Source organism: Catonella massiliensis (assembly GCF_016651435.1).
GTDB classification, from domain to species: domain Bacteria; phylum Bacillota; class Clostridia; order Lachnospirales; family Lachnospiraceae; genus Catonella; species Catonella massiliensis.
On the sequence record NZ_JAEPRJ010000001.1, the window covers coordinates 2,407,968 to 2,424,634 of the forward strand.

Below are 16,667 nucleotides of genomic sequence, written 5' to 3' on the forward strand. Positions count from 1 at the left end.
CTCCTAAATCCATGCAGTGATTAAGAGAAAGAGGAAGAAAACTAAAATAACTAAGGCAATGCCCATTATTATTCCAGATAAAAATCCAATCTTCCCCTTAGTTTCCTTGTCATCATTTTTCTTAAACATAGTTAACTCTCCCTTCTTTATTAGAAGCTTTCTCCTGCATATTATCAGCAAACCTCCTTATTTAATATTTCAGTTTTTATTCTTATCTTCCATACCAGTATAGCTTACACTACTTTTCCATTTTTGTCTAATGTAATTTTAATCTTTATATACTATAATGGTACAGGGGATGTTTTACTCACTGATTATAAAAGGTTACTTTAACTTTGCTTCTCCAGTACTCAAAATATCCGTAAAATACCCATTTATAAGGAGGCTATATGCGCTTACTATACGCAGAAGACGAAGAAGACCTTAACAAAGTAGTTACAAAGAAGCTTACAGAAGAAGGCTTTAGCGTGGACAGCTGCTTCGATGGCAGGGAGGCAATTGACAATGTACAGTTTACCGAATACGATGCCGCCATACTGGACATCATGATGCCTCATGCTGATGGCTTTGCCGTATTAAAAGAGCTTAGGAAGCTAAAGAAGAATACACCTGTGCTTTTCCTTACTGCAAGGGATTCCATAGAGGATAGGGTGACAGGACTTGACAGCGGTGCCAATGACTACCTTGTAAAGCCTTTCTCATTTGAGGAATTACTTGCAAGAATAAGGGTGCTTACCCGTGAAAAGCACAATCTCACCGAGAACATACTTAGTATAGCGGACTTAAGCCTCAATCTGTCTTCTCATACGGTTACACGCGGTGGTACTGAGATAAGCCTCACAAGCAAGGAATATCAGCTTCTTGAGTACCTGCTCTACAATAAAGAAAAGGTGTTAAGCCGTGAAAAGATAGAGAATCATATATGGAACTATGATTATGAGGGCGGCACCAATGTAATTGATGTGTATATAAGGTACCTCAGGAAGAAAATAGATGACGGCTTTCCTACCAAGCTCATACATACGGTACGTGGTGCAGGCTATGTCATCAGGGAGGAAAATAATTGAAACTATCGATAAGACTTAGGATTATACTTTGGTTTCTGCTCTCTACATTTTTTATACTATCACTTACAGCTACTCTCGTGTTCTTTATAAGTAACAGTGTAATGAGAAGAACTACCAAGAATTACTTCATAAGTGCTGTGGAAGAAAATACCGACAAACTGAAAATGCTGTCTGAAGCCGAATATGAAACCGCAAGCGAGTTTGATGCTGACGATATTTTCATCCACTATAAAACAGGCTACCTACAGATAGATGACGACTTCCTTATGACACTTAATTCTATGGAATTTGGGCTATATACTGCTGATGGGAGCCTTCTCTACGGGAAAAACTCGGTAATGAGGGAAATAATAGACCTGCCTCTCAAAGACTCCCACATCATTTCATATAGTACAGCAAACGGAAGTTACCTGATATATGATAGAAGACTGGCAAGCGAGGGCTTTCCTGAGCTTTGGATAAGGGGAATTGCTCCGCTAAAGGATACCTCAGCCCAGCTTTTTGACATAGCCATCTACCTGGCAGCCTTCCTCCCATTTCTCATCATCATTATTCTTTTGTGTGGTTATCTTGCCGCCAGAGGAATAGTGAAGCCGATAAAGAAAATAGAGAAGACGACCACAAGCATCACTGATGGGGATAACCTTTCACTTAGAATACCTGATACCGGCAGCAATGACGAGCTTTCCGCCCTTTCTTCCAATTTCAACAAGATGTTAGACAGGCTCGAGACTTCCTTTGAAATGGAAAAGCGCTTTGCTTCAGATGCTTCACACGAGCTTCGTACACCGGTTTCAGTAATTCTTGCACAGACAGAATTCTCCCTCGAGAAAGAAAGGGAGCCTGCAGACTACATCGAGTCTCTTGAAGTGATTAAGAGACAGGGAAGACGAATGCACCAGCTGATTGGCAATATGCTTTCATATACCAGACTCGAGCAGAGGATAGATAATTATCCATTTGAAAGCCTAAACTTCTCCCGCCTTGTGAGTGACCTTTGCAGCGATATGATGCCGCTTATGGTTAATGATATAACTATTGAATATGATGTCGAACCGGATATCATGCTAAACGGCAATCCGGAACTTCTTGCCAGGATGCTGCAGAACCTCCTTGAAAATGCCTACAAGTACGGCAAACAGGGTGGCACTACAAAGGTAACGCTTAAGAAAGACAAGAACCATGTTAACCTTCTGGTAGAGGATAACGGTATCGGAATAAACAAGGAGCAGCTAAACCTTATATTTGACAGATTCTTTAGGGCGAGCAATAAGTCAGGAATAACAGGTTCCGGGCTGGGGCTATCCATAGTGAAGAAAATTGTTGATATGCATAAGGGAGTGATTGAAGTAACAAGTGAAGAGGGAAGCGGAACCACATTTACCATTTCCTTTGACCTTAAAAATTAGAAGAAGGGAGAGCCTATGGCTAATCTAATAAAGAATAAATACATTCTAACCATTGCAACGGTATTAATCTTTGGGCTTACCATAGCACTTGGCAGCCTTTATGCCAAGGATAGAATTGAGAGAAATGATATACTTACTGAGTCTGATGCGGTTAAGTTTGCTTATGTTGATGCGGGGATTTCCCCTAAAAGTGCGCCTTCTTATGAAGCAAAGCTTCTAAAGGAAGATGGGATATATGTGTATAAAGTAGTCATATCCTCTGATGATACAAAATATAAATATACCATAGCTGCAAACAACGGAGAAGTTATTAGCAGCGAGTCAGCGAGGATTGCTAAAAATAAGAAGACCAATACTTCTTCGAGTGATACTACTAGTGTAGAAGAAAATGCCGCTAATAATAGCTCTAATAAAGCTAACACTTTAGAAAAAACCGGCAAAAATGTCATTTCTAACGCTAAATCAAAAGATAAACCTAATAATAAAGCAACTGATAATCAAACCACGGGAAGTACGGCTGTAAATGATGTGGCTGAGAATGACAAGCCCGCAAAAGGTAAATCAGATGTTAAGAATGTAGCAGATAATACAAATGCAAACAATAATATGGATGATAAAAAGCCCGATAAAAAGAACTCCAATGACAATATAGATGGTAAAAAGGCTTCAGGTAAAAAAGCTTCAGGTAAAAAGAAAAGGAAGAAAAATGTGGTGGACAATAATAGACACCATATAAGTACGGATAATGAAACTAATAATACATCCACGGGCAAAACCTCTACTGTAAGCGAGGTGGCAGCTTCCAGGCATTATATAAGCATGGACATGGCAAAATCCATAACCCTAAAAGATGCGGGATTTAGGCCTTCGTTTGTTACATTTGAAAAAGCCCTGCTAAAGAAAGATGATGGAAAGGTTATGTATGAAATTGAGTTTTTTACTTCTGCATACGAGTACGAATATGAAGTAGATGCTTACACCGGAGCCATTCTTTCTAAGGACGTAGACCCCCTTTCTCCTTCTGATAAGGCTGAAAAGGTTAAAGAAAACAGCTCTAACACCCCTAAAAATGCTGATTTAGAGGATTATGAGAAAAAGCACGACAAAGGCGATGACGACGATGATGATGATTAATAATACCTCTAAGTACTGATATTTCCTAACATCTTGTGAATACCGTAATAAGATCCTAAGGTCTGATTTTGGTCTTTCACAAGATTTTTTTAAATAATTCTCTAATCTAATTTTAATTTTCATCCTTTATAATACAAAGCATAAGGTAAAACAAACCAAACACAAAGGAGAAAAAACTATGAAGAATTCAAAGAAGTTAATCGCTACACTCGCACTTTTTGGTCTTGTATTTACAAGCGGTGCTACCACCTCAGTTTCAGCAGCAGGCAGACTTATCTCAAGAGAAAGTGCTAAGAACGCTGCACTTACAGCAGCAGGAGTATCACTTAATCAGGCAACAGCTATTGAGATTGAGTACGATGCAGATGATGATGACTTCGGTCAGGTATACGAGGTAAAGTTCAAGGCAAACGGTTACAAGTATTCTTATGATATCGATGCCAACAACGGCAGCGTACTTAAGAGTAAAAGAAAGTTACTTAAGATTAAGAAGCCGGTTAAGAACTATGCACAGTACATCACCGCACAGTCAGCTAAGCAGATTGCACTTAACCACGCAGGCTTAAATGCTGGCAGAGTTACATTTACAAAGGCAAAGCTTACCACAGATGACGGTATTAAGGTTTATGATATAGAGTTCCGTACAGCAACTACCGAGTACGAGTATGAAATAAATGCCAAAACAGGCAAGGTAGTTGAGTTCTCAGTTGAGCCAATCGACTACGATGATGAAGACTAATTGTTAACCCTCTTCCTTTTTATCATATATCCAATAACAGTGGTAATAAGGCTGATAAAGATACAGATATAGAAGCTCATTCCCCTGCTTAAAAGCTCGGTGTGAACAGCAACCGGCTCAGACATGAACTGGGAAAAGCCCTGTATCATAAGATAGTCAACTACACCCTGCGCTCCCGGAATGGGAGCGCAATTTGATCCTACGAAGGCAAAAGCCTGTGAGAACCAGATATCTCCCATGTGTCCGAACTTGCCACCTAGTCCAAGGTAGACAAAAACAGTTATTGATATCTGAGTAACACGCTGTGCTAAGTTAATAAGAAATGCCACAAACAGCATTTTCCCCTTGCCTAGAGCAAGGTCGGATACAGTGCTGTATTTTTTAACTGTCTCTTCCCATTTTACCCTTTTCTTCTCAGGTTTTCTGATTATCTTAAGCTTTCCCAGGATACTTATTCCCCAAAGCCCAAGTTTATCCATCCACTTTGGCTCTTTGAGCAACATAAAAAAGAAGAGAGTCAGAGAAGTCATAATGACAAAACCAATAACTATAAGCACCTTGCCAAAGTCATTAAAGCTGTTAAAAATATCAGGTCTTACAACGAAGCTAAGTACTGCAACGAAATCAATTGCAAAGCTGTACATAAGCAGGTTAAGCACAAGACACATGGTGGCCTTTGAAAATGAGACTCCGTCTTTGCGCATAAAGTAAAAGCTTGCAGGCTGTCCACCTGAGGCAGATGGTGTAATTGCAGAGAAATATATATCTGCCGCAGAGTACAAAAACGCCTGACGGTGGTTCACATCTACAGAGATATGCTTAAGTATGTATTTGATAGCCACACCTTCAAGGTAGATATAGAGAATGACGGAAACCATGGCCAAAGCCATAAAACCCTTTTTCCCATGTCTAATCATAATCCAGGCATCATTTATGGAAAATCCCTTTGCCTGGCTAGTTATTGCAGTAATTGTGAGTACGGCTATCACTATGGTGACAAGCGACCACATTATATTCTTGAGTACGTCTTTATTACCTTTTTGTTCCATCTATAAAAGTTCTCCTTAGAGTTTATCTCTAAAGTATAGCATAAATTTGGTTTTTAATTCTTACGATTATCTTAAGTTTTGGTGTAAATCAGGATATATCCTCATTGCTTATCTCTTCCTTATACACATCTGCAATATATGACGGACCATTACACCAAAGTTTTGAATCGCTATCATACAATGCCCTTCCAGTCTTTGACAATAGAAAATCAAGCAATATTTCTTTAGGGTCACGGCCCGTATCTTCAGAGATTTCTTCTACAACCATAGTAATAAGTAAATCAATTGTATACTCCTGTCTATCTCTACTAATCATCGTTTCAGACATATTTTCTCACTTCCTATATGTTTTATGCACTTCAATGCATTATCAGTTTTAAAACAATATTGGTTCTTAAGTTTATTTGGTAGTAATTGTTTGATACAAAATTCATCAGCTTCATTACTGCCAATCTCTCCAAAAACTCCTGCGATGTATGCAGTTAATACTGCATTTGTGGCATCATCTGCAATCTTCCCAATAATAACATCATACTTATCCATTTCTTTTTCAATTCCAACAAAAGAGTTTTTCTTTCTATGTGCTGCTACACAATGCAACCAACTTTTGTCTGCCTCTTTGAAAATATTAACTTTTATATCATTAACTATTCTTACTTCAAAAGTCGAAATATAACCAAAGTTTTGCTCTTTTAATATTCTCCCTTCAGCTATTGCCTTGATTATGGATATATTTAGGAAACTTTCTGCCTGTTCTTTAGATGATGTGAGGTAAAATCCCTGACCAAAGTCCTTGTTTTTGGCACATTTAGTTATATCAGGCTCTTTTACTTCGCAATAACTACCATGATACAAAAGTAATCCATCTGATAAATCAAGCATTTACCTGTATCCCCCTTCTCCTGACAAATTCTGATACATCTTCCAAAACTGCCCCATCACCTTCACAGTGAAAAAGTCCATATCCATCTTCAATATATCCTAATACTTCGGCTTTTTTAAATATATCAATAACTTTCTCAATTGATAATTTCCATTCTTGTGCAGCCAGTCTAATCAATCTTGTTTGCATAAAAATAATCTCTGATTTTTTGCTCATTTATAAGATGCTCCTTAAAATCATTTATCAGTTTATCATTTATAAGTTATTATACACTATTTATATTTTTTTCATATTATCTTTTTATTTCAAACTATAAATGCTTATCTTAAGTTTTATCATTTATCTTCCGATGCTTTTACTCTTCATCATCTAACTGCTTATCTATCTTTTCCTGTTTTTTCTTATTCAAGTAATACATGACTATCGATATTATAGAAAATATCGTTATCCAGCTCACTGAATAAACTATTGCAGTCATTTTTGAATCTGTAATTCCAATCCCAATATACTTTTTTAGATTATCATTTAGTATAATAGATATTACCCCTGCAATAATGAGGTTTTTAGTATATCTGTTGGTGCCGTCATTTGGATTAATTGACCATATATTGATGCCTTTTAAATAATTGGCAATAATCATATAGAGCCCGCTTCCAATTAAAATAATCAATTCAGACGCATACATTTCAAAGCCTGCATCCATAAAGACCATTTTAATCACAATAGATGTCACCAGAGCATAAATAATATATGTATAGCCTCTGCTCTGTATCCTTCTTCTTTCAGATAAAATGCGCTCATCATTAATATTATTATTCATTTTGCCCCTCCCAAAATAATTCGTCAAGTGTTTTGCCAAGCACCTTGCAAATGGCTATGCATAGATTCAATGTCGGATTATAGTCTCCTGCCTCAATAAGCCCTATTGTCTGCCTTGTGACACCAACCGACTTTGCCAGGTCTTCCTGTTTCATATCATTTTCGATTCGTGCAATCTTCATTCTTTTATTCTTCATATACTCACCTCTATATTACATAATATAATATATTATTGCCATAATGTCAAGTATATATTGCATTTTATTTTTGAGCTGTTTAGCTTTAAGACGTATGCCTTGGCACGAAACGGACAGCTGCCAAATTTAGCCAAAACTTCTTCTCCATGTAAAAAGCTGAACATACCGTAAGTGTGGCGGTTATTCAGCTTTTTTATTAATCAATATGGTTCATTTCAAAGGAATTAGAGTCTACTTAAGGGATTTCCTTATCTCCTCAAATTTCCCCTTAACATCCCCTCTAAAACTAAATACAAATATCTTTCCATTTTTGTCGGTTATCCTTATAAATGGCTTACTTTCAGGTCTGAGCAGGAGTACGAGATTCTCATTACCATCTCTAAAATCTCCCTTTAATAAGTCGTCAAATGAAGTTCCATTCACCCTTACCATGTCATCCGAAAGCTCATCTATTAGCTCAACATTCTTGATATCAGAGAGTTTGATGCGGTAGTTGGTAATGCCTTGGCTAGCCTCTACTTCATCCTTTGTTACCTCTATCTTAATAGGCTGTTTGTAATATACATTCATTGCAGGACCTGTAAAAGGCAACGCCAATAATAGAATTAGAAAGAACAGTGTAATTACCTTGCCTGAGGTACGGGCTAAGTTAAGAGTAGTATTCATGCCCACTCTCTCATTTACGATGAGCCTGCTGTCATTGGGGTTGTAGTAAATCATGCCTCCAATCCACTTATCATCCTCATCTACTATAGCTCCTACACCACTTCCCCTTGTAAGCCTCTCCTGCATCTTCCTAAGCTTAACCTCAATGGCCACAGCTTCCACACAAATTACCGCTGTGACAAGGAATATGAGTGTCAAAGCTAAAGCCGGATGACTTATAAATAATAGTCCCGAAAAGCTAAGTGGTATAGTCATCCAGGATGCGACTATCCATATCTTAGACCAGTTATAATGCCTTATCTGAGTCAGCACTCTTGTCAAATCCCTCTCTTCATTTACTCTTTCTGAGCGGTTCCTGTAAAAATAGCGGTATGAAAACCAAAATACAAGTACCGATGCCGCTGAGGTTATATAAAGGACATAAAAAGTTCTATCCCAAATAAGAGGCAGGAGGCTTACAATGCAAGGGATGATGAAAAGCAAAGGTGATATCTCCTTGAAATTAGGTATGTTTTCCATATCTATCTCAACTTTTTCTCCTGAGTGCTGCACCCAGCCCCTTCTCTTTTTAATCGCTTTTAAGTCTTTGTTGCAAAGGTAAAATGGTATGGCATATATGAATATGGTTACATCTGTCCACACAAGGTAATAGGTAAGCAGTATCCAAAATTTGGATACAAACACCCCTGGAACTACTGCAAGCAATAAAACTATCGTAATCATTTTAATCTGCTTTTTATATCTATTAAGCCTTGCAATGACCTCTGCATCCTGTTTGCCCTCTTCTATAAAGGTTACGCCAACAGCAATGTTTTTCTTGAACTTTGCATTATTGGTCATTATATATCCTAAAAACGGTGCAAGCCAAAATATACTTGCCCACATAAGTATGTTAAATAACATTACAATCCCTCCTTATAGTATTCTGTACAAAGGGTAAGCACTTCATTAAGAGACAGCCCAGAAAGCTGGAGCTCTGAAATGATTACTCTTAATTCTTTAAGCTTTTTCTCTCCCACAGGGTCGGTCTTAATCTTGTTACTTATAAGCGTTCCCTTCCTCCTGTCAGTTACTATATAGCCTTCATTGTTTAGCAGTTGATAAGCCTTGCTTACAGTCATCATGTTGATACCGCTTTCATCTGCAAGAGCTCTGATTGTAGGAAGCTTTTCACCGGGAGTAAGCCTCCCCTCAGCTATCCCTACAACGATTTGGTCTCTTAGCTGCTGATAAATGGGGGTTTTACTTTCAAAATCAAATATTAGCCTCATTTCTCCTCCTTTCGACCTTATTCACTAGTGAATTATATGTCTTAATTGTATTATAGTACATAATGCAAAAATGTCAAGAAGAAAATTGGACTAGATTAAGCCCAATTTCTTCAACATTTTTATTCCCTCTTCATCAGTGTACTTGTATTCAAGCAGGTTCTTAGCGTCATTCTCACTGATTAAACCATCGTTAGACGCCATTTTGCTTCTATACTCTGATAGGCTGCAGCCCAGTCTTTTCCTGATAATCCCTGAGAGATATTTTGCATCTGAAAATCCTCCCGCAATGGCTATCTCAGTCTGCGAAAGCCTTGTATTAAGTATCATGGTCATTGCCTTTTCAAAGCGAAGATTGTTCAGATAATCTTGAAAAGAAATGCCGTAGTAATCCTTGAATAAATGTGAAATATGAGTAGTTGTAAGCTGCTCCATCTCCGCTATTTCAGCAAGTCTGACAGGCTCGGTGTAATGGTCATTTATATAGGCGGTTATTCTTTTCATTCTTTGTATCCGCTTTTCCCTGATTGAATGGTTATGTTCATCCATAATGCAAAAATCAAATTCCTTCGTAAGTCCGCAAAGAAAACCGCTTACAAACGAAACCAGTTCCATTTCAAAAAGTGGCTTGGCCTCAAGATAGCAGAGTGCTATTTCCAGCATTTTTTCTTTTATTAGCTTTGCATCATTTGAAAATGGCTTATTTGCGAAGGTCATACTTGAAAAATAAGGAAAGTAATCTCTGCAAAAATGCCTTGAAACCTGCAAAAACAGTCCAAGCACAGCTCCCTCAGCAGCCTGTATTTCGTGAGGCTCGTAGGGATTTATAAGTACGAGCGAACCTTTTCTTAGCTCTATAGAGCCTGTTTGAAGAGATAGCCTACCCTCTCCGTCAAGTACAAAAAGGAGTTCAAATGCATTATGCGTGTGATAATTTCTATATTTTATTTCATTTAAAAATACCTTTATATGGTGCAAACGACTGTATCTGACAAATTCGTATTCCTGACTCATTAAATGTCTCCTCATTTTTACATATGACTAAACTCTATAGTTATTGTGGTTTTCAATAATTTTTAATACCTTTGATATGTGACTTCTAAATCTTTGTTTCATGCGAACCTTACAAAGATTAAGTATACCACAAAATCGCATGATTATCATTTTAATTTTAATACGATAGGTCTATAAAATATGAGTCAAAAATTTTGCACAAATTATTGATAATAATTATTATTATTTTTTGCTATTTTTAAATCGTCATCAGTCTTTAAATAATATTACGACTGTGTTAGCATGAAGCAGTAAACAATAACAAATCGAAGGGAGAGTTTTATTATGGAAAGAACAATGAATATTTACTTATCAAACCTTGTACATTTTTATCACAAATTACAGAGTTATCATTGGTATGTGCAGGGAAAGACTTTCTTTCAGTCACACGCTAAACTTGAGGAGTATTATAATTTTGTTAACGGACAGATAGATGAGCTTGCAGAGCTTATGCTTATGGATGGGAAAAAGCCTGTTTCTACAATGAAGGGCTTTGCTGAGTTAGCTACAATCAAAGATCCTGCCGGAGATTTCGTTCAGGATATGCACGCTGTATTTAGCGATGTTCTCGCTGACTTTGAGACACTTCACGCAAGTGCCAGACTTCTCAAGGAGAAGGCTGATGATGAAAACGATACGCTTGTAAGCGCAAAGATGGATGGCTTCCTTGAGGACTACGCAAAGATTCTTTGGATGTTAAGAAGTACTTTAGCATAATATCAGAGTAACAAGCTCATGGGGCTAAAAAGGCTCCATGAGTTTTCTTTTATCTGTTTAACCTCTTACTTATCAACTTATTTATAAATACAAGTACGATAACAATGATAATAAAACTAAGCCAAATAAATACATGATAGTAGCTATTTTCAAGAACTCGTATCTTATCAACATTCGTTTCAGTGGCTATCTTTGCCTTAGATAGCTTTAGGATATATTCTCCCAAAACCTGCCCCAAAAGTATACCAATTATATTTCCAATTGCTATTGCATATGAATATAAGTACTTGCCAAATATTGTAAGTATAATCATTACAACCCATATATGGGCAAAGTTATTGTGTATGAGCCAACCAAAAAAGTACCGGTCTCTAAGCACAAAGGATATGGAGTATGTTATTCCAAAAATAATCAATTGAATAATTAAAGGTTTCAATCTTTTAAGCATAATCTCTTTCATATACATAGCCCCCCCCTTTCACTCTGTTACCAACCACTCGCTGTAAATTGTAGGAATATTGGTTCACCTGTCTGTTTAAAATATTATTTAAGCTTCCTTTACACTGTCTATATAGTCATCAATGTCTTGTATGATGCATATGTCTCCCGTTGTGTGTAGGGATTCAAAATATTTTGTTATATAATCATAAACCCTGTACTTTTCAAAGAGTTTAGCTACTTCTTGACCTGACAGTGCTTTGGAATGACGGTACCTTTCCACACAATAAACTAGAAATTTAGCTTCTTTGCTCATTTTATGCCTCCTCCGGATAAGAATATGAGCCTGTCAGTAATTCATCCTGATACATAGTATATAAGGTCATTGGCCCATAGTGCCATAGCTTTGACTTCTCATCAGACAACTCTTCATAAAGTTTTGACTTGTAGAAAATATGAATTATCTCGTTTTCCTCCAAATTGCTATTCTTAGCTATTTGTTCAATTATAGGTGGAACAATAAGTGTCAACATGGCGCTAAATTGATCTTCATTCATACAAGCTCCTTTCCTTCAAAGCTTAAGTATTCTAAAGCTTTTTCTGTCGTAAATACTAATTGGTTAAATAATTTACGCACCTTAAGTGCAGTCAGTGTCTGCTCTTTATTGAGTATACCTGTTATATATAAAGTAATAGTTCTATATACATCATCATTGGCAACAGCACCATAGACCAAATCATACTGTTCCCCATCATAAATTCCCTGTCTATTGGCAGCCACAAAGTTCAACCATTCTTCATCTGGAGCGTCAAACTTAAGTAGCTTACATTCCTTAAAAGCTACTTCTTCATCAAAAGAATAGATATTCAAGGTAGCCTTGCCATTTTTACTTCTTTCCACAACCTTTCCTGCAAAATTTGCTGCCTGATCACGATTTGAAGTGGTATAAAAGCCAAAGCCAAAATCTAAATGGCGGTTCTGTTTAATTAGCTTAGGATGCTCTACTGACATATTACTTCCATGGTATAAAATCATCTACATCATCTCCCATCATTATCCTTTTAATAATTCTACCACATTTCCTATGTCTCCATCAATACAAATACTTCTATCCTCAATAGCCTCCGGACAGAATGCTTCTCCGTAGTTTATGCAGGCGTATGCAGCATTTTCATTACTTTTCACAAACTGCCAAAAAGGATATTTGATTATCACAGGAGTATTGGCACCAACCCCCAACTCAAGGTACAATGTCCTCGCATCTTTGTGGCTTCTTATATATTCATTGTAAGCCTCGTTTGCCTTATGCCAGCCATCATCCTCTACAAAGCTGTAGTCAACTCTAAGGTTAGTCGTCATAGCGGAGCCGTCATCAGGACAGGTTGGAATCAATTCAGTAGGAATTGCCATAGATATCTTTCCATCTTCTGGAGCCGTAAAAATACCGTTTTCATCTTTTACAAAGCCCTCCGCCTTTATAGCCTTCATCACCCATTCTTCGTTATTATAAGTCTTTCTAATCTCAGGATTTACACTTTGAAATAAGCCATAATCTCCCTGAATATAAAATAACTTTTTCTTATCAAAGCCGGCCTTTTGAAACTGATGGTCTACATTTGTAGTAATAACAAAATAATCCTTATCTTTTACGAGAGATAACAATTCCTTATAAACAGGCTTAGGTGCATCGACATAGCGGTTAAAGTGAATAAGCCTAGCCCACCAGCCCCACCTTGTTTCTGCATCAGGAAAAGGATAAAATCCACCGGAGTACATATCACTAATTCCGTATTCCCCTGCAAAATCAAAGAAATATTTATTAAATCTCTCTCCACTGTAAGTGAATCCCGCAGATGTTGAAAGCCCTGCACCCGCACCTATAACTATCGATTCTTCAGAAGTAAGTGCCTTTTTTAACTTCGCAATCTGTTCTTCCTTTGTTCCTGTTCCCTCTGACATGCGCTCTCTAAAATAGTTCATAGCCTATTCTCCCTTCATTGGATAATTTATGTTTGATTATTGTTAACTTAATCAATTCACAAAGCCGTTGTAATCTTAGTCATTTCATCTTTCAATGTAAAATATAGCATGTTTTAGTTGTAATGTCAACAGTTACATCTACCTAAATAATTGTTATCAAAAAGCCAACCAAAACCCAGTATGCACTGTAATTTCGGTTGGCTTTAATCTAATCTGTTCTATTGTACAAACACTCCCCATTTCCCAACTGTAAATATCCAACATTGTTATAGCTTATATTTCGTACCTCTGCATTTATTATTTTTACAAATTTAACATAAATGCATTCCATACATTTCAACTTTCACAAACTTCATTGTCACAAACAACTGCTTTAAGACTGCCTAAATATAGTCATTATGTACGCAGAACAGCCAGGCAAACTTTACTATAGTAAGCCCAAAATCACTCAGTGAGACTGAATTAGCAGCCTTAGCCACCAATTTAGTCTTTCTGTTCATATATTTATATTTTATCAATCATCTTCAAGGCATTGTTTCTGCATATATTCTCAGCTTCTTCCAGAGAAAAGTCCATTTCATTAAGTATTTCAAAATATTTGTCATAGATTTCCTTTGGTTTTAAGCATCTGCTATCCGGGAAATCCGTTGCAAAAACCAGTTTATCCACACCTATCAAGCGCAGTATCTCATTTGTCCTCTTTATTCCAAATCTATTTACATAATCAGGCAGTATTGCAGAGAAATTAAAATATGCATTAAGACCATACAAGTCTTCCACTTGAAATCCTCCCAAATGAGCAATTGACAGCCTTACATTAGGGTATTTCTTTAATACATTTTTAATCCGGCTTGGAGAACAGACATCATCCTGTAAATGTTCCTTAGGGTAAGAATGAATTTCAACTAAAATATCTTTTTTGCTTGCATATTCAATTATTTTTTCATAATAGCATCCATCTATGGGATATCCTGCATTACTCGGATGAAGTTTTATTCCTATGAATTCATCCCTAGCTATCACCTTATCTAATTCATTTATTGTTTCATTGATATTTTTTCTAATGTCAACATCCGCGAAACAACGCAGTTTCAAAGGCATCTTCTGTACCATAGCAAGCATATTTGAATGAACAGTTTCAACCTTAAAATCCATGGAGAGCATATAAGGATCATTAAATGGCATGACAAAAGCCAAGTCAATATTATACTTCTCCATTATCTTTTTATAGTCATCTACACTGCCATGGTCTATAAATACATAGCCATGTCCCGAATTAGCTTGAATCACATCTTCAGGCATCAGATGAATGTGTGCATCAATTTTAGGAATATCCTTCCAATTTACCAAAAGCCCTACCTCCATATTTATACCAGCTTAATCTCTTGCATGATCAAGCTGGAAATATCCAAAATTTTCAAGCTCTTATATATAATATAACTATTCTAATGTTAACATTAACCGAATATACATTTATCGTAAATTTATGTTCTTTCCTTTTATGATTTAACCGAATTCATTTGCAATTTCAATCGTAAAATTTTACGACCGAATTTGCGACCGAAATAAGTGTGAAAGCACTAAGGACATTGTCAGGAAACATAGTGTATTCTTGCCTCATCAAAGCGATCCTGCTGCTTACCCTCTTCCGCAGGATATCCCATAGGGAATAAGGAATATGCAACTTTATCATCAGGGAGGTTCAGTACTTTGGCTACAGCCTCCATTCGCTCACTTACAGGTGCTACTCCGAGCCATACACCGCCAAGGCCTAGATAATCTGCCTCCAGCCACATATTTTCCTGTGAAATAGCCATATCAATCTCTGCATATTCAGGAAATCTAAGACCTTCTTTCCTGTACACCGGAACAATGACAACAGGTGCGTTAGCCGCACAGGCTGCATAAGGACTTATCTTTGAGAGTTCTCTAATTTTGTCACGATTTGTAATAACGTAAAACTCCCAAGGCTGCTGATTACCTGCACTTGGAGCCTGCATTCCCGCTTTTATGACCGTCATTATTTTATCCTCTTCAACCGGACAATCATCATATTTCCTAACGCTAACTCTGTGAAAAATACTATTCATCTTAAACCTCCTGTAATTTTATAAGTGAATTTAATTGCATTGCCTGTCTCCATAAATTCTAATTTGTCGAGTTATATAATCTAAACTAAGTTGACGCTCCGAATGATAACATTTCAGACTCGCTCCGGCATCCGCTTCGCTCCGCCTAATGCGCTCGCTTAGAATTTATCATTCGGAGCTGGCACCGTAAATCTATACAAATAATAACTCGAATGCCAAATTAAAGACAGCTACCCCAACCTGCCCCTTGTGGCTGATGCATTTGTTTGTTATCATTTATCAATTAAACAGCCGGAACTAATAATGCCTAAGCGAGCGCATTAGGTTTTTCGTCAACGGAACTATTCTTAAGTAGCATCTTACAGAAAAACCGGAGCGAGTCTGGACATTTATTAGTGGAGGCGTAACTTAGTCAACAAACAAACCCATCAGCCCTACAACTTAGAATTATGCAATTGCTTCATAAATCTCCCTATCCTCATCCTTAAACACATTGAAAATAACTCTGTCAATCTGTCCTTCATTCTCTGACAGCCATTCTTTGACAGTCTTAACGGCTATCTCTGCTGCCCTTCTATTGGGAAAGCAGAATACTCCCGTTGAAATGCAACAAAAAGCAATTCTTTAGCCAGATAGTCCAGTCTCTCTCTTTGAAGATTTGTAATATTCATTTTACGCTTCTTTCTTAAGCAGTTCCTGCATTCCGGTATGTAGGTCTGAAAGTGTATATTTTTTCATTTCATTTTCCATAGCTGACTGAATGGACTTTAACTTACCGTCAAGAAGTCCATGTATATTCTTTCCTACAGTACAGTTTGGATTTGGAGCTTCGTGAAAATGAAACAATTCTCCATTTTCAACCGGCTCGATTGCCTGATAAACATCGTAAAACGATATGTCCGACAAAGGTCTTGTAAGTGTAATCCCACCTGTTCCCCTGGCAACAGTGATAAGCCCTGCATTTTTAAGCTTGGTTAGTATATTCCTTATAATGACAGGGTTTGTATTGATACTGCTTGCTAAAAAGTCACTTGTAATCTTGTATTCTCCCTTAAAAGTGTCCACACAGGTAAATATGTGTAGTGCCACTGTAAACCTACTTGATATCTGCATTAATCTTCCTCCTGAAGATATTTTATATCCAACTAAATGTAATG

At 37.0% G+C, this 16,667-nt stretch carries 23 protein-coding genes and 1 pseudogene; 5 read left to right on the top strand and 19 right to left on the bottom strand.

Annotated features, from left to right (window positions below):
• Positions 1–3 precede the first annotated feature (3 nt).
• Complete coding sequence (locus JJN12_RS14390; RefSeq protein WP_268905576.1) at positions 4–129, bottom strand: hypothetical protein; 126 nt, start codon at positions 127–129, stop codon at positions 4–6.
• A gap of 260 nt (positions 130–389) precedes the next feature.
• Here JJN12_RS14390 and JJN12_RS10735 point away from each other — a divergent pair, with 260 nt between their 5' ends.
• The 4 genes from JJN12_RS10735 (at position 390) to JJN12_RS10750 (ending at position 4,349) form a co-directional block, all read left to right on the top strand.
• Positions 390–1,067: a response regulator gene (locus tag JJN12_RS10735; protein ID WP_208429678.1), complete on the top strand. Its 678-nt coding sequence runs from the start codon at positions 390–392 to the stop codon at positions 1,065–1,067.
• A complete protein-coding gene (locus JJN12_RS10740) occupies positions 1,064–2,476 on the top strand; it encodes a sensor histidine kinase (protein ID WP_208429679.1) in 1,413 nt (470 codons plus the stop codon). The genes JJN12_RS10735 and JJN12_RS10740 overlap by 4 nt, the downstream gene beginning before the upstream one ends.
• Before the next feature lie 15 nt (positions 2,477–2,491).
• On the top strand, positions 2,492–3,610 hold the full coding sequence (locus JJN12_RS10745; protein WP_208429680.1) for a PepSY domain-containing protein: 1,119 nt from the start codon (positions 2,492–2,494) through the stop codon (positions 3,608–3,610).
• Positions 3,611–3,788: 178 nt separating this feature from the next.
• Complete coding sequence (locus JJN12_RS10750) at positions 3,789–4,349, top strand: PepSY domain-containing protein (protein WP_208429681.1); 561 nt, start codon at positions 3,789–3,791, stop codon at positions 4,347–4,349.
• Here JJN12_RS10750 and JJN12_RS10755 read toward each other — a convergent pair.
• The 9 genes from JJN12_RS10755 to JJN12_RS10795 all read right to left on the bottom strand — a co-directional run bounded on the left by JJN12_RS10755 (position 4,346) and on the right by JJN12_RS10795 (position 10,245).
• Positions 4,346–5,398 (bottom strand): lysylphosphatidylglycerol synthase transmembrane domain-containing protein, encoded by a 1,053-nt coding sequence (locus JJN12_RS10755; protein ID WP_208429682.1) that lies wholly within the window; start codon positions 5,396–5,398, stop codon positions 4,346–4,348. The genes JJN12_RS10750 and JJN12_RS10755 overlap by 4 nt on opposite strands.
• An 88-nt stretch (positions 5,399–5,486) precedes the next feature.
• Positions 5,487–5,726 carry a hypothetical protein gene (locus JJN12_RS10760; RefSeq protein WP_208429683.1) on the bottom strand — a complete coding sequence of 80 codons (240 nt, stop codon included), beginning with the start codon at positions 5,724–5,726 and terminating at the stop codon, positions 5,487–5,489.
• Positions 5,711–6,280: a DUF3990 domain-containing protein gene (locus tag JJN12_RS10765; RefSeq protein WP_208429684.1), complete on the bottom strand. Its 570-nt coding sequence runs from the start codon at positions 6,278–6,280 to the stop codon at positions 5,711–5,713. Before JJN12_RS10765 ends, JJN12_RS10760 begins: the two co-directional genes overlap by 16 nt.
• On the bottom strand, positions 6,273–6,497 hold the full coding sequence (locus JJN12_RS10770; RefSeq protein WP_208429685.1) for a DUF3791 domain-containing protein: 225 nt from the start codon (positions 6,495–6,497) through the stop codon (positions 6,273–6,275). The genes JJN12_RS10765 and JJN12_RS10770 overlap by 8 nt, the downstream gene beginning before the upstream one ends.
• Before the next feature lie 139 nt (positions 6,498–6,636).
• Complete coding sequence (locus tag JJN12_RS10775; RefSeq protein WP_208429686.1) at positions 6,637–7,101, bottom strand: DUF6773 family protein; 465 nt, start codon at positions 7,099–7,101, stop codon at positions 6,637–6,639.
• On the bottom strand, positions 7,094–7,297 hold the full coding sequence (locus JJN12_RS10780; protein ID WP_208429687.1) for a helix-turn-helix transcriptional regulator: 204 nt from the start codon (positions 7,295–7,297) through the stop codon (positions 7,094–7,096). The genes JJN12_RS10775 and JJN12_RS10780 overlap by 8 nt, the downstream gene beginning before the upstream one ends.
• Before the next feature lie 231 nt (positions 7,298–7,528).
• Positions 7,529–8,866 (bottom strand): hypothetical protein, encoded by a 1,338-nt coding sequence (locus JJN12_RS10785; protein ID WP_208429688.1) that lies wholly within the window; start codon positions 8,864–8,866, stop codon positions 7,529–7,531.
• Positions 8,866–9,234 (bottom strand): GntR family transcriptional regulator, encoded by a 369-nt coding sequence (locus tag JJN12_RS10790; RefSeq protein WP_208429689.1) that lies wholly within the window; start codon positions 9,232–9,234, stop codon positions 8,866–8,868. Before JJN12_RS10790 ends, JJN12_RS10785 begins: the two co-directional genes overlap by 1 nt.
• A gap of 90 nt (positions 9,235–9,324) precedes the next feature.
• Positions 9,325–10,245 (bottom strand): AraC family transcriptional regulator, encoded by a 921-nt coding sequence (locus tag JJN12_RS10795; protein WP_208429690.1) that lies wholly within the window; start codon positions 10,243–10,245, stop codon positions 9,325–9,327.
• 324 nt (positions 10,246–10,569) lie between these two features.
• Between JJN12_RS10795 and JJN12_RS10800 the strand changes: the two genes are divergently transcribed.
• Positions 10,570–11,001 carry a Dps family protein gene (locus JJN12_RS10800; RefSeq protein ID WP_208429691.1) on the top strand — a complete coding sequence of 144 codons (432 nt, stop codon included), beginning with the start codon at positions 10,570–10,572 and terminating at the stop codon, positions 10,999–11,001.
• A 49-nt stretch (positions 11,002–11,050) separates the two neighbouring features.
• On the opposite strand, the gene JJN12_RS10805 is transcribed toward JJN12_RS10800, so the two are convergent.
• From JJN12_RS10805 to JJN12_RS10840, 9 genes and pseudogenes are all read right to left on the bottom strand, one after another.
• Positions 11,051–11,461 carry a hypothetical protein gene (locus tag JJN12_RS10805; RefSeq protein ID WP_208429692.1) on the bottom strand — a complete coding sequence of 137 codons (411 nt, stop codon included), beginning with the start codon at positions 11,459–11,461 and terminating at the stop codon, positions 11,051–11,053.
• 87 nt (positions 11,462–11,548) lie between these two features.
• Positions 11,549–11,755 (bottom strand): DUF3791 domain-containing protein, encoded by a 207-nt coding sequence (locus JJN12_RS10810; protein ID WP_208429693.1) that lies wholly within the window; start codon positions 11,753–11,755, stop codon positions 11,549–11,551.
• Position 11,756: 1 nt separating this feature from the next.
• Positions 11,757–11,996: a hypothetical protein gene (locus JJN12_RS10815; protein WP_208429694.1), complete on the bottom strand. Its 240-nt coding sequence runs from the start codon at positions 11,994–11,996 to the stop codon at positions 11,757–11,759.
• Complete coding sequence (locus tag JJN12_RS10820) at positions 11,993–12,475, bottom strand: DUF3990 domain-containing protein (RefSeq protein ID WP_208429695.1); 483 nt, start codon at positions 12,473–12,475, stop codon at positions 11,993–11,995. The genes JJN12_RS10815 and JJN12_RS10820 overlap by 4 nt, the downstream gene beginning before the upstream one ends.
• 18 nt (positions 12,476–12,493) lie before the next feature.
• Positions 12,494–13,420 carry an SIR2 family NAD-dependent protein deacylase gene (locus JJN12_RS10825; RefSeq protein ID WP_208429696.1) on the bottom strand — a complete coding sequence of 309 codons (927 nt, stop codon included), beginning with the start codon at positions 13,418–13,420 and terminating at the stop codon, positions 12,494–12,496.
• Positions 13,421–13,924: 504 nt separating this feature from the next.
• Positions 13,925–14,770, bottom strand: a complete 846-nt coding sequence (locus tag JJN12_RS10830) for an amidohydrolase family protein (protein ID WP_208429697.1) — start codon at positions 14,768–14,770, stop codon at positions 13,925–13,927.
• Between the two features lie 242 nt (positions 14,771–15,012).
• Complete coding sequence (locus tag JJN12_RS10835) at positions 15,013–15,510, bottom strand: nitroreductase family protein (protein WP_208429698.1); 498 nt, start codon at positions 15,508–15,510, stop codon at positions 15,013–15,015.
• A 447-nt stretch (positions 15,511–15,957) separates the two neighbouring features.
• A pseudogene (locus JJN12_RS14640) lies at positions 15,958–16,131 on the bottom strand (macro domain-containing protein); the annotation flags it as partial.
• 51 nt (positions 16,132–16,182) lie between these two features.
• Complete coding sequence (locus JJN12_RS10840; RefSeq protein WP_208429699.1) at positions 16,183–16,623, bottom strand: Rrf2 family transcriptional regulator; 441 nt, start codon at positions 16,621–16,623, stop codon at positions 16,183–16,185.
• Between the last annotated feature and the right edge of the window lie 44 nt (positions 16,624–16,667).

Bases quoted from the DNA above. Each gene is read 5' to 3' on its own strand.
- JJN12_RS10820 (WP_208429695.1), bottom strand. From the start codon at position 12,475: ATGATTTTATACCATGGAAGTAATATGTCAGTAGAGCATCCTAAGCTA.
- JJN12_RS10750 (WP_208429681.1), top strand. From the start codon at position 3,789: ATGAAGAATTCAAAGAAGTTAATCGCTACACTCGCACTTTTTGGTCTT.
- JJN12_RS10805 (WP_208429692.1), bottom strand. From the start codon at position 11,461: ATGAAAGAGATTATGCTTAAAAGATTGAAACCTTTAATTATTCAATTG.
- JJN12_RS10745 (WP_208429680.1), top strand. From the start codon at position 2,492: ATGGCTAATCTAATAAAGAATAAATACATTCTAACCATTGCAACGGTA.
- JJN12_RS10835 (WP_208429698.1), bottom strand. From the start codon at position 15,510: ATGAATAGTATTTTTCACAGAGTTAGCGTTAGGAAATATGATGATTGT.
- JJN12_RS10755 (WP_208429682.1), bottom strand. From the start codon at position 5,398: ATGGAACAAAAAGGTAATAAAGACGTACTCAAGAATATAATGTGGTCG.
- JJN12_RS10810 (WP_208429693.1), bottom strand. From the start codon at position 11,755: ATGAGCAAAGAAGCTAAATTTCTAGTTTATTGTGTGGAAAGGTACCGT.
- JJN12_RS10840 (WP_208429699.1), bottom strand. From the start codon at position 16,623: ATGCAGATATCAAGTAGGTTTACAGTGGCACTACACATATTTACCTGT.
- JJN12_RS10795 (WP_208429690.1), bottom strand. From the start codon at position 10,245: ATGAGTCAGGAATACGAATTTGTCAGATACAGTCGTTTGCACCATATA.
- JJN12_RS10765 (WP_208429684.1), bottom strand. From the start codon at position 6,280: ATGCTTGATTTATCAGATGGATTACTTTTGTATCATGGTAGTTATTGC.
- JJN12_RS10790 (WP_208429689.1), bottom strand. From the start codon at position 9,234: ATGAGGCTAATATTTGATTTTGAAAGTAAAACCCCCATTTATCAGCAG.
- JJN12_RS10800 (WP_208429691.1), top strand. From the start codon at position 10,570: ATGGAAAGAACAATGAATATTTACTTATCAAACCTTGTACATTTTTAT.
- JJN12_RS10785 (WP_208429688.1), bottom strand. From the start codon at position 8,866: ATGTTATTTAACATACTTATGTGGGCAAGTATATTTTGGCTTGCACCG.
- JJN12_RS10825 (WP_208429696.1), bottom strand. From the start codon at position 13,420: ATGAACTATTTTAGAGAGCGCATGTCAGAGGGAACAGGAACAAAGGAA.
- JJN12_RS10775 (WP_208429686.1), bottom strand. From the start codon at position 7,101: ATGAATAATAATATTAATGATGAGCGCATTTTATCTGAAAGAAGAAGG.
- JJN12_RS10735 (WP_208429678.1), top strand. From the start codon at position 390: ATGCGCTTACTATACGCAGAAGACGAAGAAGACCTTAACAAAGTAGTT.
- JJN12_RS10815 (WP_208429694.1), bottom strand. From the start codon at position 11,996: ATGAATGAAGATCAATTTAGCGCCATGTTGACACTTATTGTTCCACCT.
- JJN12_RS10780 (WP_208429687.1), bottom strand. From the start codon at position 7,297: ATGAAGAATAAAAGAATGAAGATTGCACGAATCGAAAATGATATGAAA.
- JJN12_RS14390 (WP_268905576.1), bottom strand. From the start codon at position 129: ATGTTTAAGAAAAATGATGACAAGGAAACTAAGGGGAAGATTGGATTT.
- JJN12_RS10760 (WP_208429683.1), bottom strand. From the start codon at position 5,726: ATGTCTGAAACGATGATTAGTAGAGATAGACAGGAGTATACAATTGAT.
- JJN12_RS10770 (WP_208429685.1), bottom strand. From the start codon at position 6,497: ATGAGCAAAAAATCAGAGATTATTTTTATGCAAACAAGATTGATTAGA.